The organism is Aquibacillus rhizosphaerae (assembly GCF_030282825.1).
Taxonomy (GTDB): domain Bacteria; phylum Bacillota; class Bacilli; order Bacillales; family Amphibacillaceae; genus Aquibacillus_C; species Aquibacillus_C rhizosphaerae.
In genome coordinates this window covers 1-15,245 of the sequence record NZ_JASTZU010000019.1, presented here as the reverse complement: position 1 = coordinate 15,245, position 15,245 = coordinate 1, and the positions used below count along the sequence as shown (strand labels likewise).

The window sequence follows — 15,245 nt, the reverse complement described above, 5'->3', positions numbered from 1 at the left end:
TTATATAATAACTATTATTCTGTTTTTTCAACAAAAAATGCATCTTTCTGTTCATGAGAACAGAAAGACGCAAATAGCTTCTTTCGTGTTCTCTCATCTGCCAAAGCTTATGCTCCGCAGGAATTGGCACCATTTTAAACATTATCATGTTTAACGGTTGCCGGGTTTCATAGGGCCAGTCCCTCCACCTCTCTTGATAAGAGATTTATATATTATTTTTTATGATTATTGTTTTTATGAATAGCGCTAAGCAAGATTCTAGCATGGAGATAAATTTGTGTCAATAAAAAAATTTAAAACTTAAATTTCCACTACTAAAATAATCATAAAACGGTATAAACAAAGTGCTTAAGCCTAATTTAAAACACTTTAAAAAATTGGGTACTTAAGTTAGGATACACATAGGAAAATCAGAAAGAGAGGCATATTATGAAAGCTCCAAACTTTAAACTTCCATTCATAAATAAAGAGGGAACATATTCTTTAACAGATGATCTCGGAAAAATAATAATTATTAGTTTTTGGACATCTTGGTGCCCTGAATGTGGTACAGACTTACCAAAAAAAGAACAACTCTATCATTCAATTGATAAAAATAAAGTAAAAATGTTAACGATTAATGTTGCCGGTAGAGAAAGAAATCAAATGGATCCAATTGATTATACGAGTAAGTTCCTATCACAAACGACACTAATTGATAAAGGGCGTGACACCTATGATAAATTCGATTGTAAAGGTGTGCCTACAACAATTATCATTAATTCAACTGGAGAGATTCATAGTCATTTTGACGATAAGTCTGATTTTTTACAAATCGTTAAAAGCCTTGGGCAATTAATTGTCTAGTTCCATTAACTACTTGATAGATATAAAATTGCTTCAAAGAATAAAACATCTTTATACTTACCTGTAATACGTGCTAATTCATTTGGAACAGAAGTAAGTTTAGTTTTACCACTGATAAGCTCATCTATGATTTGATTTGTTGTTTCAATCGATAAATCTGGATCATGATTTATCGATTGATTGAGTTCAATCACACCATGATTAAAAGAGATAAGAAAATCATTGTTATTATAGACAAAGTGAATATCTACTTTCTTATTTTTATGTAAACATAATAAATCCGAACGAGATTCTAGCGTATCCTTCCAACCAAGCAAGAATGCTGTATCCATTTCCTTAACTCCTCTTTAGTTACGAATAACTTATTCATTAGGGAAAAAATTTGATTATAATCTTAATTTCCGACAATTATTCAGCAAAAAAATGTCTATTAATAATACTATTAAGTTTTACAACTGATTCAAAAGAATATACTCTTTCTTGGATTCTTCCTGCTTTCATAATTAGAAGACAAGGGACACTTTCAATCCTTTTTTCTTGCATAAAGTCAGGAAAAAAGGATGCATTCACCTCATAAAACGTCAGGTTGTTTTTCATGACTTCAACCGTAACCAGCATTTTCCTTGCGATGTGACATGTTCCACAAAGTGGTGTATGTATGAACAAGATGAGTTCTTTTGTCTCGTCTTTTAGCACTTCTAACGTTATCTCTTTCATTTTTATCAACCTTATATAAGAAATATTGGATTTACAGCGATACTTCTGCTCAATAATGCCGTGGCTAATTCAGGTTCAGGTGTCGCGGCGACTTCACGAAAGGCCTTATCAATAAAAATATGTTCCGCGTGTGGAAGTTCCTTTGAAAGTTGTTTTCTTAACTTGTGTCCCGCATTATCTTCGTCAACCAAAATAAAAACATCCTTGTTATCAAGGTCATATTCGATTAATAACTCTTCCAGTCTTTCCACACCTAACGTTCCATTTGTACAAATAATCTCTACTTCGTCGGCCAAAATCTTTTTAATTTGTTTTTTATCTGAAAGTCCTTCAACAATGATAATTTTTTCATTATCTACCATTAATCAGATCACCTGCTTTATTTTATAGAAATAGTTTTAATAATTAAACGGTTACTTCCGAAAGGCTTAAGAACTCGGTTTCACCTCTATTAGTAATAACCCCTTGTCACTTCGACTGTAACAAGGGATCATTTTGTTCTCTTATAACATTGTATTTGAAATCTGTAAATTCATGCACTATTGCTATAAAAATCAGCTTATTTAATCTTCTTCAATCATTTTTTGATACTGTTCAGCAGACATTAAATCATCTAATTGTGATGAATCACTTGGCTCTACAACAATCATCCAAGCTTTTTCATATGGTGATTCGTTTACAAATTCCGGACTATCATCAAGTTCTTCATTCACTTCCACTACTTTTCCACTCAATGGTGCATATAGTTCAGAAACAGTTTTAACTGACTCTACACTGCCAAAAGGCTCGTCCGCTTCTACTTCATCACCGACTTCAGGTAGTTCCACAAATACAATATCACCAAGCTCAGATTGAGCATGTTCGGTAATTCCAATACGCACTTTTTCTCCTTCTACTTTTACCCACTCATGTTCTTCAGAATAACGTAAATCTTTTGGTAAACTCATCATTCTACCTCCATTTTTTCTTTTATGTAGTTAAAGCATACAGTTTCCACTGTTCACCTTATACTTTATTTCCAAGTCTGTTCAAAATTTTCTTCATTAAAACCTACTGTTACTTGTTTTCCGTCTGTGGTTATGGGTCTTTTAATTAGCATACCATCAGATGCTAACCACTCCAACTTTTGATCTTCATCAGCTTCCAACAATTTATCTTTCAACCCTAATTCTCGATATTTTTTGCCACTTGTGTTAAAGAACTTTTTTATTGGCAGGCCACTATTAGCAATCAATTCTTTTAACTCTTCTTTTGTTGGGGGACTATCTACAATATGTATTTCGTTAAGTTTTATATCGTTGTTTTCAATCCATTTTTTTGCTTTCTGGCATGTTCCACATTTTGGATACCAATAAAAGGTTAATGTCATCTAACTACCTCCTCTTTCTCACATTTTATCATATTAACCATTTATTGTTTATTAATACGGTCTCATTATTTTTATACAAAACAAAAATGATCTATTCATACCCTTTTATCTGGGTAGCCTAAAATCTTAACAAAAAATCCCTATCAAATTTTGATAAGGATTTCTCTTTAAATTTAGACTATATATTTTTCTGCTTCAAGTAATGCTTTAGCAATGTCTCGTTTTTTCAGAATAACATTAGTTGGTTCATGCCTAGTTAGTTTTCTCATAGCTGAAAGCGTAATTCGTAATGTGTCACCTGTTTCACTTGCTATAATCGTTTCCTTAGCATGTGCCTCTATCCGATTGAAAGCTTCTTGAACATAAACCTCCGTGTATAAGACCTTTTGTTTATTTTTCTCTTCTCCTGTTTTCTCCATTGCCTTTTCTGTTCTTAATAAAGCGGATTCCATATTGTACACTTCTGCAACAATATCTGCAATATTAACCAACACTTCTTGTTCTTTCTCTAGTTTAGCGCCAAATTTTTGGGCCGCAATACCTGATGCAAGTAGCCCTATCTTCTTAGCATTTTTAAGTAGATATTTTTCTTTTTCTAAAACATTTGTACCTACTTCTTCTGGCATTAGCATCATTAATTCTTCCTGTAATGCCTGTGCTTTTTCTAATAAAGGTAGTTCGCCTTTCATAGCTTTTTTCATTAGCGTGCCGGGGATTAGTAAACGGTTTATTTCATTCGTACCTTCAAATATTCTCTGTATCCGTGAATCTCGGTACATTCTTTCAACTTCATACTCCTGCATAAATCCATATCCGCCGTAAATCTGAACAGCTTCATCGGCCACATAATCCATTAATTCAGTTCCAAACACTTTATTTAATGAACACTCAATTTGATATTCAGCTATTGCTTTAGCTACTGCTTTTCCATCCTTTAGCTCTTGTTCGTTTAACATTCCCATTCGCTGTTCAAAAAGCCCAACAGTTCGATATACAGCACTCTCATTCGCATACGTATTCGCTGCCATTGTACCAAGTTTTTCTTGAATTAAAGAGAACTTTGCAATTGGTGTGTTAAATTGTTTACGTTGATTAGCGTATATTGCAGAAAGTTCAATGCTTCTTTTAGCACCACCTATACCACCAACAGCTAATTTATATCTACCAACATTTAAAATATTGAAAGCTATGATATGCCCACGGCCAATTTCTCCTAATACATTTTCAACGGGAACTTCTGCATCGTCTAAAACTACTGTACGCGTTGACGAGCTTTTTATTCCCATCTTCTTTTCCTCTGGACCCGTTGATACACCTGCAAAATCACGTTCAACAATAAAAGCAGTGAATTTGTCACCATCAACTTGAGCATAAACAATAAATATATCTGCAAATGCAGCGTTAGTTATCCATTGTTTTTCACCATTTAGAATGTAATGTGTACCTGCATCATTTAATTTAGCATTCGTTTTTGCACCCAAAGCATCTGATCCAGATCCAGGTTCAGTTAGTGCATATGCCGCTAATTTATGACCGCTTGCTAAAAGTGGCAAATATTTTTGCTTCTGTTCCTCATTTCCAAAGAAAACTATAGGAAGCGAGCCAATGCCAACATGTGCACCATGTGTTACAGAAAATCCACCAGCACGTGAGAACTTTTCTGTAATTAGCGACGAACTGATTTTATCTAAACCAAGTCCTCCATATTCTTCAGGTACATCGACCCCTAACAAACCTAATTCACCTGCTTGTTTTAATAATTTAACCGAATGTTCAAACTCATGATTTTCTAAATTATCAATTTTAGGAACAACTTCACCTAGTACAAAATCTTCTGTCATTTTTGCAATCATTTTATGCTCTTCATTAAAATCTTCTGGTGTAATAATGTCTTCTGGTCTCAAATCCTCAACTATAAAAGCGCCACCTTTAAACACCTTATCCTTTGTTTCACCCATATTCTCACTCCCTTTATATTAATTCAAATACTCCTGCAGCACCCATACCTCCACCAATACACATTGTTACAACTCCAAACTGGATATTGCGCCGTTTCATCTCATAAATTAAGCTAAGTGTAAGTTTGGTTCCTGTACAACCTAATGGATGACCAAGCGCAATCGCACCACCATTAACATTAACTTTATCTTCATCTAGCCCTAGTTCACGTATCACACGGATAGATTGAGAAGCAAAGGCTTCATTCAGCTCGAACAATCCAATATTCCCCAATGAAAGTCCAGCCATTTTAATCGCTTTTGGAATTGCTTTAACAGGTCCTACCCCCATGATTTCTGGTTCTACACCAGCTACAGCATACGAACGAAATTTAACTAAAGGCTTTAGTTCTTGTTGTATTGCATGCTCATGATCCATTATTAACACCGAAGCAGCCCCATCACTCATTTGTGATGAATTACCTGCAGTTACTGTACCGTTCAAGGAAAATGCAGGCTTTAATTTAGAAAGTCCTACTTCATTTGTCTCTGGTCTTACCCCTTCATCCATTTCAAATAGGAATGATTGTTCCATCAATTTATTAGTCGCATTTACTTGTCTATGAACTACTTCTACTGGAACAATTTCATCTTTAAATTTGTTTGCAGCAATCGCTTCTGCTGCCCGCTTATGACTTCTTGTAGCAAAAGCATCTTGGTCTGCTCTTGATATATCAAAACGTTTCGCAACCTCTTCCGCAGTGTGACCCATCGACATGTAATAACCTGGAGCGCTTTCTACCAAGCTTATGTTTGGCCTAATAACATGCTCACCCATTGGTATTAAACTCATCGACTCTGCTCCACCTGCAATGATAGCGCCTGCTTCTCCTAGTCTAATTCGATCGGCTGCATAGGCAATACTTTGCAATCCTGAAGAGCAATATCTGTTAATTGTAATTCCAGGAACCGTTATTGGTAGTCCAGCTAGACCTGCAATATTACGGGCCATATTCATTCCTTGTTCTGCCTCAGGCATTGCGCAACCAATAATTACGTCGTCAACAACTCCTTCATAATCCCCCGCTCTTTTTAACGTTTCTTTTATGGTTAATGCCGAAAGATCGTCCGCGCGCATATGGGCCAGTGAACCTTTTTTCGCCTTCCCGATTGGCGTACGAGCTCCAGCCACGATAACAGCTTCTTTCAAAGTCCTTCCCCTCTTTTCCTTTTCGGTTTAGTTGCTAGTTACGTAATGCCTTACCTTTCATCAACATGTGTTGCATCCTTGCTTGTGTTTTTGGTTCACCAATCAAACTCAAGAATGCTTCTCTCTCAATGTCTAATAAGTATTGTTCATCAACGAATGTCCCTTGTTTAACCCTGCCACCAGCGAGAACAAATGCTAACTTCTCAGCTATTTTCAAGTCGTGTTCTGAAGCGTAGCCACCATATGCTAGTGTCTTTGCACCTAACAACATTGTTGCGTATCCCGATTCTCCAACGACTGGAACTTTCTCACGTTTAAGGGCTTGATAACCCGCTCTCTTAAGACTTAATACTTTTTGTTTTGCATCATCAATTAAATGTGCTTGGTTAACTGATATACCGTCCTGTTTATTTAAAAATCCATTCTCCAACCCTTCCTGAGCAGAAGTAGAAACCTTCGCCATTGCTATCGTTTCGAATGTTTTGTTTGCTATCTTTTGTAAATCAAAGTCAACACCTTGAGGTAGATTTCTTAGTTGTTTTAAATACAATTCTTTATTACCTCCACCACCAGGAATAAGTCCTACACCAAATTCCACTAATCCGATATACGTTTCTTGCGCAGCTTGAAGTGAACTCGCAGGTAACGATACTTCTGCTCCACCACCTAAGGCCATACCAAACGGTGCAACAACGACAGGATTCTTAGCATATTTGATATTCATCATTGCTTTTTGAAATTGTCTAACGACCATTTCCAGTTCAAAATAATTACCATCCTGCGCTTCCATTAACATCATCGCAATATTAGCACCCACACAGAAATTATTTCCTTGATTTCCGATTACAAGGCCTTCATAGTTCTTATCCACTTCTTCGATTGATTCATTAATCATTTGTAAAATATCCATTCCAATTGCATTGCTTTTTGATTGAAATTCTAAACAAGCAATTCCATCACCTACATCAATTAAACTTGCCCCAGTGTTTTTCATAATAACGCCATGCTTTTCTTTAGTAAGTTTTAAATTAATTTCTTTTTTATTAAAAGCTTGTTGTTTGTAACCACCTTGCTCATAAAAATACATATTTCCTTCTTTTGGATAGTAAAAATATTTTTTATTATTTGCATTCATTTCTTTAATCCAATTTGGAATTTCTTCTTCGTCTTCAACCATACGATCAAAAGTCTGCTCGAATCCAAGCGCATCCCAGATTTCAAAGGGTCCTAGTTCCCAGCCAAACCCCCAACGCATTGCTTGATCAATGGAAATAATATCATCAGCAATCTCACCTACTAAATCAGCAGAATAAAGTAATACTGGCTTTATCACTGACCAAACAAAATCACTAGCTCTGTCATCCCTCACTGATAAAAGCGCTTTCATTTTTCGCTTAGAACCTTTTTCCTGCTTAGCTAATTCAGTAGCTTTTGTTTTCAATGAATCCCTTGGTTCGTACTCTAATGTATTGGGATTCAACTGAAAAATAAAACTTTTGCCTTGCTCCTTCCTTTTTAAATAAAAACCTTGCGCTGATTTTTCACCAAACCATTTATTGTTTATCATTGTTTGCATAAAGTCAGGAGTTTTGAAGATAGACTTTTCATTCCCAGTAACCTGTTCATAGACATTGTTTGCTACATGTGCAAACGTGTCTAATCCAACTACATCTAATGTACGGAAAGTGGCACTCTTAGGTCTACCAATCAACGGTCCAGTGACCGAATCAACTTCTCCAACTGTTAAACCCCGTTCAAGCATTTCTTTTACAGTTACGAGTAATCCGTAAGTTCCAATACGATTAGCAATGAAATTAGGTGTATCTTTCGCTTCAACCACACCTTTACCTAAATCATTTTCTCCAAAGCGCCTTACAAAAGCTAGTACTTCTGGATCCGTCCACTTCGTTGGAATGATTTCTAATAATTTTAAATAACGAGGTGGGTTAAAGAAATGTGTACCTAAAAAGTTTTGTTTTAAATCATGAGAGCAACTAGATACCATTTTCTCAATAGAAATTCCGGATGTGTTCGAACTAACAATACTACCTTTTTTACGATGCTTATCAATCACTTCTAATATTTGTTTTTTAACGTCTAAATTCTCAACAACTACTTCAACAATCCAATCCATATCACCTAACTGTGTTACATCATCTTCTAAATTACCTATTTCAATTAACTCAAGACTCTTATCACTCGTTAGTGGCGATGGCTTTTGTTTTTTTAAAGCCTGTTTACTCCTATAAGATAACCGATTACGCACACACTTATCTTGTAAAGATAATCCTTTATATTTTTCTTCATCTGTTAATTTCTCAGGCGCAATATCGAGCATTAGTGTCGCGATTCCAACATTGGCCAAATGTGCTGCTATCCCAGAACCCATAATCCCGGAACCAATAATAGCTGCACGTTTAATGCTTCGCCCCATCCTATTTCCCCCTATCTCGTAATTATTTGAATGAATACTCATTCATTTATGATTATTAAAAAAAGAAGATACCTTTATCTTCATCTATTTCTACTATATGTTATTCTGATACATTTCGCAATCCTTTTTCAAGGATTCTTTATATTTAAAATGTAATTATATTTACAATTCCTTTATATTACAACTTAATTTTCTATTAAGAATCAATCATATATTATCATCAATTGGAGAAAATAAATGTGATTTGATTATTAGGAGGTTATCATATGCAGCAACAACAAAATCAAGGTCAAGTAATGCCACAACCGCCAAACCAGGTGAGTTCTAAGGATCTACTTTATCTTACTGATATGCTATCTTGGAATTTAAATGCAACAAAAAAGGCACATTTTTTTGCTGAACAATGTACAATTCCTGAAGTGAAAACAGCATTAGAACAAGCATGTCAAATGCATCAAAATCATTATAACAGAATATTACAGCACTTAAATAACCAGAATCAGCAATCAATGATATAAAGAGAGGAGCAATTTAAATGAACCAACAAAATCAAAAAATACAAAATCCTGAAACACAAGTTCCTAAGACACCACAAATGAATGACCGAGACTTTGTCAATGATATGCTAACAACTGAAAAATATATTACTGACGCCTATAGCACTGCTTTAAATGAAGCAAGTAACCAAGCTATCTATCAAGATGTTGCGTCAATTTTTCAGGAAACACAAAATTGTCAAAGAGATTTGTACAATCTAATGTTTAAAAATGGTTGGTACAGTCTTGAAAAAGCTGAACAACAAAAAATACAACAGGCATATCAGCAATTCTCTGGATATACAAACCAATTCCCCATTCATTAAATTTAGATATTGAGTTAATTAAATCCAAATTTATATGTAAAAAAACAAAACCTTTGTTGGAAAGTCAAACAGAGGTTTTGTTTTTTTTACACACTTATTATAAGCAATGTGAATTAAAACGAAACTATTCTTATTTACAAAGAAGAATGATTACGATAAAATGAATACTTACAGCTTTTATTATTCTAACAGGCTGTGGTCAAAAATCAAGTACTTTAAATACATCTGTTTAATCAACTTTATATATAAAACTTTTTTATGGCATTTTCTTATAAGAAACTATTCACCCTAGGAACTCTCATTTTCGAACCCTACTAAAAGAACTTTGACAGAAACTACTAAAGGTGGAACATTTATTAGTATTGGTTCTTACTGATACATTATTATAGATAACTTAGTGTCGAATGGAAGAAGTTTTCGTCAAATCAGGCCAGAACCTCATTAATCGTTAACTACTATTCTATCAGATAAACATAAAAAAGATTTTAGTATTACAGAGGAATGGAGATATACACTATGCATGATCCTATAGTCACAATGAAAGACGTTAGTTATGCTTATGAAAATAAACATGCTTTAAACAAAATTAACTTCACTATTTCACAAGGTTCTTTTATTGGTCTAGTTGGCCCAAATGGTGGAGGGAAAACTACTTTAATTAAACTCTTACTTGGAATATTAAAACCCCAACATGGCTCAATTGAATTATTTGGAGTACCAATGAATAAATTCAAGCATTGGAACAAAATTGGTTTTGTCTCACAAAAGGCTAATGCATTCAATCTTGGTTTTCCTGCTTCAGTGCAAGAAGTAGTCTCCATGGGACTTACAGCAAAGGTTGGCTATTTGAAATTTTTCACAAAAGAACATAGACAAAAAATTGAAAAAGCAGTCGCACAGGTTGGCATGTCAGAGTATCTTCATGAAAACATTGGTGATTTATCAGGTGGTCAACAACAACGAATTTTTATTGCTAGAGCATTAGTAAGCGACCCTGAATTACTTATATTGGACGAACCAACTGTAGGGGTTGATGCTGAAAATGTAAAAAAATTCTATGATTTATTACATCAATTAAATAATGACAGTGGGATTACTCTTTTGTTAGTAACCCATGATATCGGAACAATGACACATCATGCTACAGATATTGTATGCTTAAACAAGCATTTGCACTTTCACGGCAATCCTTCTGAATTCTCAAGTTTGTCAGATAAGGATTTGTCACACTTTTATGGACACCCATTAAATTTAGTTACACATAACCACTAATCGGAGGAAGTAATATGATAGCCAACTTTTTTGAGTATGAATTTTTACGAAACACATTTTATACTGGCCTTCTAATCGGACTAATCGCCCCACTACTCGGCACGTTTATTGTAGTAAGGCGGTTATCTTTAATTGCAGATGCTCTTTCCCATGTAACGCTCGCTGGGATTGCATTTGGATTATTGTTAGAAAAGAAGTATATTCTCGGTGGTGTTATTACTCCTTTTTATGCCGGGATGGGGTTTTCTGTTATTGGGTCAGTTTTTATAGAACGATTAAGAAGCGTATATAAAGCTTATCAAGAACTCGCTATTCCGATTATCCTTTCAGGTGGCGTTGGTCTAAGTGTCATTTTCATTTCACTTGCTAATGGATTTAATACCGATTTGTATAATTATTTATTTGGATCAGTTTCAGCTGTTAGTAGAAGTGACTTATATAGTATCATTGTCATAACTGTCATTGTTATAACCGTTATATTCCTATTTTATAAGGAATTGTTTATGTTATCTTTTGATGAAGAACATGCAGTTGTTTCTGGTATCCATGCAAAGAGAATTCATTTCTTATTCATTGTTTTAACAGCATTAGTAATAGCTGCTTCTATTAGAATTGTTGGTGTACTTTTAGTTTCCGCATTAATGACCTTACCAGTTGCAGCAAGTATTCGTATCGCAAAAGGTTTTAAACAAACAATTGTTTTATCTATTATATTTGGCGAAATTTCTGTTATTATAGGATTAATATCTGGGTATTATTTTGAAATTCCACCAGGTGGTACGATTGTGGTAACCTCTATTCTAATATTACTACTCTCTATTTCAATTAAAAAGTTGAAGTTTAACCTTTCTAGAAAGAAGGCGATACAGTGAATGTTCAAGAAGCTTTAACTATCCTAAAAGATAAAGGATACAAATATACTGGTAAAAGAGAAGATATTCTTATTTTCTTTTCAAAAGAAGATCGATACAGAACCGCCAAAGATTTATTGCAATATATGGAACCCAATTATGAAGGGATTAGCTTTGACACAATTTATAGGAATCTCCATTTGTTTCATGAAGTGGGAATTCTTGAATCAACGGAGTTAAATGGAGAAAAGCTCTTTAGGATTAAATGTGATCACCATCACCACCATCATTTTATATGTAAACAATGTGGTGTTACGAAAGAGATTAGAACATGTCCCATGGATGATATTGAGGGTGAATTACAAAATTTCGCAATAGAAGATCATAAGTTTGAAATTTATGGTCGGTGTCCGGAATGTCAATAAAACAATCAAAGGCATCATTAATTCTCTTTATAGGGGTTGGTGGTGCTTTTGGTGCGTGTTCGCGTTATTTAGTCTCTTTACTTACCTCTTCTTCTGACGGAGGTTTTCCATTTACTACACTTCTAGTTAATCTAATAGGATGTTTTTCATTAGCCTACATAGCAAATAGCAACCAAATTAGAAATATAATACCTGCTCCTATTTTAACAGTTATATGCACAGGGTTTATTGGTTCCTTTACTACATTTTCCGCCTTTTCTGTTGAAACAGTCCAATTATTTAATCATGGCATTGGCTTAGCATTAATATATATTATCCTTCAATTATTTGGTGGAATATTATTTTGCTTAGCAGGTTACCAGTTATCAATTAATAAAGGGGGAGTATAATTGAATTTACTATTCGTTGCAGCTGGTGGATTCCTCGGTGCAATTTCAAGATATTCAATTGGATTAAAAGCGAATAAAACCCCCAGAAAACCTGTCGGGACACTGAGCGTAAATATAAGTGGTTCAGCACTACTTGGTTTACTCCTATATTTTTATGAGAAAGGTGAACTCCCAGAAATTTATTGGCTTTTTCTAGGAGTCGGTTTTTGTGGTGCATATACAACCTTTTCTACATTCGGAACAGAAACATTATCCATGATTCAAGCCAATATGTTAAGACGCGCTATCATTTATGTACTATCATCCTTAATAATTAGTATAGGCTCCGTCATGACAATCTTTTTTGTACTGAAGGCTTTTTTCTAAATTGCTCAAGTTGACAAAATACATATACACTCTGATATAATTTTAGGAATAAATAGAGCAGTAATGTACGGATTTGGAAAAAAATTCAACCAGTAAAAATAAGCATGAATGTAGGGGGCAGGTTATTTTTTGTGAACGAAAAGCACCTTATTAAATAAGCCATCCTCAATATAAGAGGATGGCTTATTATTATGCAACAATGGATTCAATTACTTTTTCTTCTTTTTGTTCAAGAATATTTCGGTTGTCTATTTTATCAATTTGTTTGTTCATATAATTCGAAATATCCTTGGCTTCTTCCTTATCGCCAGCTAGATATATTCTATTCCAATTGTGATCCTTAGCAAGCTTGTCCATTTTTGGCGCAAGGCTCTTATACCAACGTTTCTGGTTCTCTTTAAAACGTTCATCAAATTGGTCTGTTTGTAAATTCTTGCCACCTTTACCCATTGATACATCAGCCTTATGAGGACCTTCATATTGTCGCCAATCTTCTGTATCTAAATCAAGTTCATAGTGAGTAGTATCTAGAACAGTACCTAGTTCTGCTTCTATTACTTTAACTTGGTTTTTCTGCACTAGAATAATACCTAGTTTTGGAAATTGTGTCTTCAATTGATATAATTGGTCCATGACTGGGGACTCTTGCCAATAAAACTCTGTCTTCACATCCATTTGAAGGTTTTCAACAAACCAAATCGATTCATCTGGTGAAGCAAAAATAACAATGCTTTTCTTTAAATCTAAATGATGTTCATTAATATACGTTTCAATTTTTTCACGAACCTTCTTAAAATTTTTCAACTCTTGTTTATCTTCACTACTTTCCAAGTAGTTTTCAAAGCTGTTCAATCCATTTTTTAACTGGATTTTCCATTGTCCATCTTTACCTTCCGTGTCAGCCGGATTGGTATTTAAATACATACTTAATACACTATTTGGTTTTTCTAATTTGATATTTTGTAATTCCTTCAATTTTTGTTCTAGTTCCATCGTATCGTACCCCTCCCTTTTATAATCAATTTAATCAATTTCATAAAACCAATTTTGTTGTCGCAGATGACTGAATAAGTTAATTATGAAATTGACTTAATTATATAATCTATATAAGACAGTATCCGAAAACCAATAATTTAAAACATGTTTGATTAAATTGGTTAGAACAGAAATTCCTAAGACCATTACCCAGTAGCTTTTAGGTCTTATTTTGGAGGTTGGGGATTACAGAACAAATGCGGGATAAAACAGTCAATCACGGGAAACCTTTTGTAGAGGAGGTGATAAGATTGACAGTAGGTACACAAATGCAACAGGCAATTTCTAGTTGTGAAAGTACATTGGCGAGCTTACACAGTTTTTCATTAGAAACACAAGATCAAACAGCAAAAACAATGTTCCAGAATTTGAGTAACCAGCAACAACAAATTCTAGATAATCTTAAAGCTCGTTTACAATACATTGAAACTCAAGAACCACAGTACAAAAATCAATAAACAGAAAGGAGGCATAAATGCCTCCTTTTACTTTACGATCATTACAGGACAACTTGCCCGCTTTGCCACTTTATGGCTTACACTTCCAAGCACCATTTCTTGTAAAGAATTTAATCCACGGCTTCCAATTACACAAATATCGATATCATTAGTATTAGCATACTTTACAATAGTTGGTCCAGGTTCCCCATGAAGAATTTGAATATCATACTTAATTTTATTATGTTTTAATTTTTGTTCAGTTAAAGTAAGTTTTTCTTTCCTACCACGATCAACATCAATAGAATTCCAGTTATGCAACACATCTGATTTTGACTTTGAACCATCCACTACATATACAATTGTTATCTTTGCACTAGGGTTATTCGTTACCAATTCAATCGCTTGTTCAGCAGCACGAATTGCATGATCAGAACCATCGGAAGCTAATAAGATATTATTAAACATAAAAGGACTCCTAACAGATATTTTTAGTATATTATACCAAACTCAGTCAAGTATAATAGTGCTTTTTGAAAACGTTCACAACATTCTCGAAATAAACCTTGCTCATAAACATTGTTGATGCTTTACATCCGCCAAACTTGAGAGAAAGTTTGTAGTAACTTTAGTGAGATTTTCTTCTGTCTTTACAAGATGAGTATTGACTTAGTGCAAACTTTATATATATCTGTTATAAACAAAATATTTTGGTTCTCTGTCAAATGTGGTGGTGTGATTTTCATGCCACCCTCTCTTAATTGAAGGGAGTTTTTTATACGAATACCCTTCGAACCTCTTGTCGCCATAATATTTTATTTTTCAATCGATCAAAATCTTTAATTCCATAAGACATGCGTTTGGTCACTTTAATCGTGTTATTAACACCTTCAATATAACCGTTGTTAAATGGGTACATAAAAGATTGTAGAATCTCTTGTTTCCATCGGTTAAATGTTTTTTCAACTCTGTGAAATGCTTCAATGGTAGAACTACTCATAACCAATAAACATTCCTCCAACCCCTTTTTAGCCGTTTTTTCATCACTAAATTTAAACCATTTGTCCAATTTATTTTTCAATTCATAAGCTTCTC

General features: G+C 34.1%; 20 protein-coding genes and 1 riboswitch. Of the genes, 9 read left to right on the top strand and 11 right to left on the bottom strand.

Going from position 1 to position 15,245, the window contains the following annotated elements; all coding sequences use genetic code 11:
* Nucleotides 1–90: 90 nt before the first annotated feature.
* Nucleotides 91–203, bottom strand: a riboswitch (SAM riboswitch).
* A gap of 226 nt (nucleotides 204–429) precedes the next feature.
* Nucleotides 430–846, top strand: coding sequence for a TlpA family protein disulfide reductase (locus QQS35_RS05605; protein ID WP_285930925.1), 417 nt, complete (start codon nucleotides 430–432; stop codon nucleotides 844–846).
* Nucleotides 847–851: 5 nt separating this feature from the next.
* Here the strand turns inward: QQS35_RS05605 and QQS35_RS05600 are convergent, their stop codons facing one another.
* The 8 genes from QQS35_RS05600 to QQS35_RS05565 form a co-directional block, all read right to left on the bottom strand.
* Entirely contained in the window at nucleotides 852–1,178 is a 327-nt protein-coding gene (locus tag QQS35_RS05600) for a hypothetical protein (RefSeq protein WP_285930924.1), read from the bottom strand.
* 76 nt (nucleotides 1,179–1,254) lie between these two features.
* The gene (locus tag QQS35_RS05595) at nucleotides 1,255–1,563 is read right to left on the bottom strand and encodes a thioredoxin family protein (RefSeq protein ID WP_285930923.1); all 309 of its coding nucleotides are present in this window, start codon (nucleotides 1,561–1,563) and stop codon (nucleotides 1,255–1,257) included.
* Nucleotides 1,564–1,574: 11 nt separating this feature from the next.
* Nucleotides 1,575–1,925 (bottom strand): toprim domain-containing protein, encoded by a 351-nt coding sequence (locus QQS35_RS05590; RefSeq protein WP_285930922.1) that lies wholly within the window; start codon nucleotides 1,923–1,925, stop codon nucleotides 1,575–1,577.
* A 201-nt stretch (nucleotides 1,926–2,126) separates the two neighbouring features.
* Nucleotides 2,127–2,510 (bottom strand): glycine cleavage system protein GcvH, encoded by a 384-nt coding sequence (gene gcvH, locus QQS35_RS05585; protein WP_285930921.1) that lies wholly within the window; start codon nucleotides 2,508–2,510, stop codon nucleotides 2,127–2,129.
* A gap of 65 nt (nucleotides 2,511–2,575) precedes the next feature.
* Nucleotides 2,576–2,932, bottom strand: a complete 357-nt coding sequence (locus QQS35_RS05580) for an arsenate reductase family protein (RefSeq protein ID WP_285930920.1) — start codon at nucleotides 2,930–2,932, stop codon at nucleotides 2,576–2,578.
* Between the two features lie 173 nt (nucleotides 2,933–3,105).
* Nucleotides 3,106–4,890: an acyl-CoA dehydrogenase family protein gene (locus tag QQS35_RS05575; protein ID WP_285930919.1), complete on the bottom strand. Its 1,785-nt coding sequence runs from the start codon at nucleotides 4,888–4,890 to the stop codon at nucleotides 3,106–3,108.
* 13 nt (nucleotides 4,891–4,903) lie between these two features.
* Nucleotides 4,904–6,079 (bottom strand): acetyl-CoA C-acetyltransferase, encoded by a 1,176-nt coding sequence (locus tag QQS35_RS05570; protein ID WP_285930918.1) that lies wholly within the window; start codon nucleotides 6,077–6,079, stop codon nucleotides 4,904–4,906.
* Nucleotides 6,080–6,113: 34 nt separating this feature from the next.
* Complete coding sequence (locus QQS35_RS05565) at nucleotides 6,114–8,513, bottom strand: 3-hydroxyacyl-CoA dehydrogenase/enoyl-CoA hydratase family protein (RefSeq protein WP_285930917.1); 2,400 nt, start codon at nucleotides 8,511–8,513, stop codon at nucleotides 6,114–6,116.
* Nucleotides 8,514–8,779: 266 nt separating this feature from the next.
* Here QQS35_RS05565 and QQS35_RS05560 point away from each other — a divergent pair, with 266 nt between their 5' ends.
* From QQS35_RS05560 to crcB, 7 genes are all read left to right on the top strand, one after another.
* Complete coding sequence (locus tag QQS35_RS05560) at nucleotides 8,780–9,031, top strand: hypothetical protein (RefSeq protein WP_285930916.1); 252 nt, start codon at nucleotides 8,780–8,782, stop codon at nucleotides 9,029–9,031.
* 17 nt (nucleotides 9,032–9,048) lie between these two features.
* Nucleotides 9,049–9,375: a spore coat protein gene (locus QQS35_RS05555; RefSeq protein WP_285930915.1), complete on the top strand. Its 327-nt coding sequence runs from the start codon at nucleotides 9,049–9,051 to the stop codon at nucleotides 9,373–9,375.
* A gap of 516 nt (nucleotides 9,376–9,891) precedes the next feature.
* On the top strand, nucleotides 9,892–10,647 hold the full coding sequence (locus QQS35_RS05550) for a metal ABC transporter ATP-binding protein (RefSeq protein ID WP_285930914.1): 756 nt from the start codon (nucleotides 9,892–9,894) through the stop codon (nucleotides 10,645–10,647).
* Between the two features lie 14 nt (nucleotides 10,648–10,661).
* Complete coding sequence (locus QQS35_RS05545) at nucleotides 10,662–11,519, top strand: metal ABC transporter permease (RefSeq protein ID WP_285930913.1); 858 nt, start codon at nucleotides 10,662–10,664, stop codon at nucleotides 11,517–11,519.
* On the top strand, nucleotides 11,516–11,923 hold the full coding sequence (locus QQS35_RS05540) for a Fur family transcriptional regulator (protein WP_285930912.1): 408 nt from the start codon (nucleotides 11,516–11,518) through the stop codon (nucleotides 11,921–11,923). The genes QQS35_RS05545 and QQS35_RS05540 overlap by 4 nt, the downstream gene beginning before the upstream one ends.
* Nucleotides 11,914–12,312: a fluoride efflux transporter FluC gene (locus tag QQS35_RS05535; protein ID WP_285930911.1), complete on the top strand. Its 399-nt coding sequence runs from the start codon at nucleotides 11,914–11,916 to the stop codon at nucleotides 12,310–12,312. The genes QQS35_RS05540 and QQS35_RS05535 overlap by 10 nt, the downstream gene beginning before the upstream one ends.
* Nucleotides 12,313–12,678 carry a fluoride efflux transporter CrcB gene (gene crcB / locus QQS35_RS05530; protein WP_285930910.1) on the top strand — a complete coding sequence of 122 codons (366 nt, stop codon included), beginning with the start codon at nucleotides 12,313–12,315 and terminating at the stop codon, nucleotides 12,676–12,678. It begins immediately after the preceding gene.
* A gap of 189 nt (nucleotides 12,679–12,867) precedes the next feature.
* Here crcB and QQS35_RS05525 read toward each other — a convergent pair whose 3' ends face one another.
* Nucleotides 12,868–13,671: a VLRF1 family aeRF1-type release factor gene (locus tag QQS35_RS05525; RefSeq protein WP_285930909.1), complete on the bottom strand. Its 804-nt coding sequence runs from the start codon at nucleotides 13,669–13,671 to the stop codon at nucleotides 12,868–12,870.
* A 293-nt stretch (nucleotides 13,672–13,964) separates the two neighbouring features.
* Between QQS35_RS05525 and QQS35_RS05520 the strand changes: the two genes are divergently transcribed.
* Entirely contained in the window at nucleotides 13,965–14,171 is a 207-nt protein-coding gene (locus QQS35_RS05520) for a DUF1657 domain-containing protein (RefSeq protein WP_285930908.1), read from the top strand.
* Nucleotides 14,172–14,198: 27 nt separating this feature from the next.
* Here the strand turns inward: QQS35_RS05520 and QQS35_RS05515 are convergent, their stop codons facing one another.
* Both QQS35_RS05515 and QQS35_RS05510 read right to left on the bottom strand, forming a co-directional pair.
* The gene (locus tag QQS35_RS05515; protein ID WP_285930907.1) at nucleotides 14,199–14,618 is read right to left on the bottom strand and encodes a universal stress protein; all 420 of its coding nucleotides are present in this window, start codon (nucleotides 14,616–14,618) and stop codon (nucleotides 14,199–14,201) included.
* A gap of 307 nt (nucleotides 14,619–14,925) precedes the next feature.
* Nucleotides 14,926–15,245 (bottom strand): transposase (locus QQS35_RS05510; protein WP_285930906.1); only part of this gene is annotated, 320 nt, incomplete at its 5' end.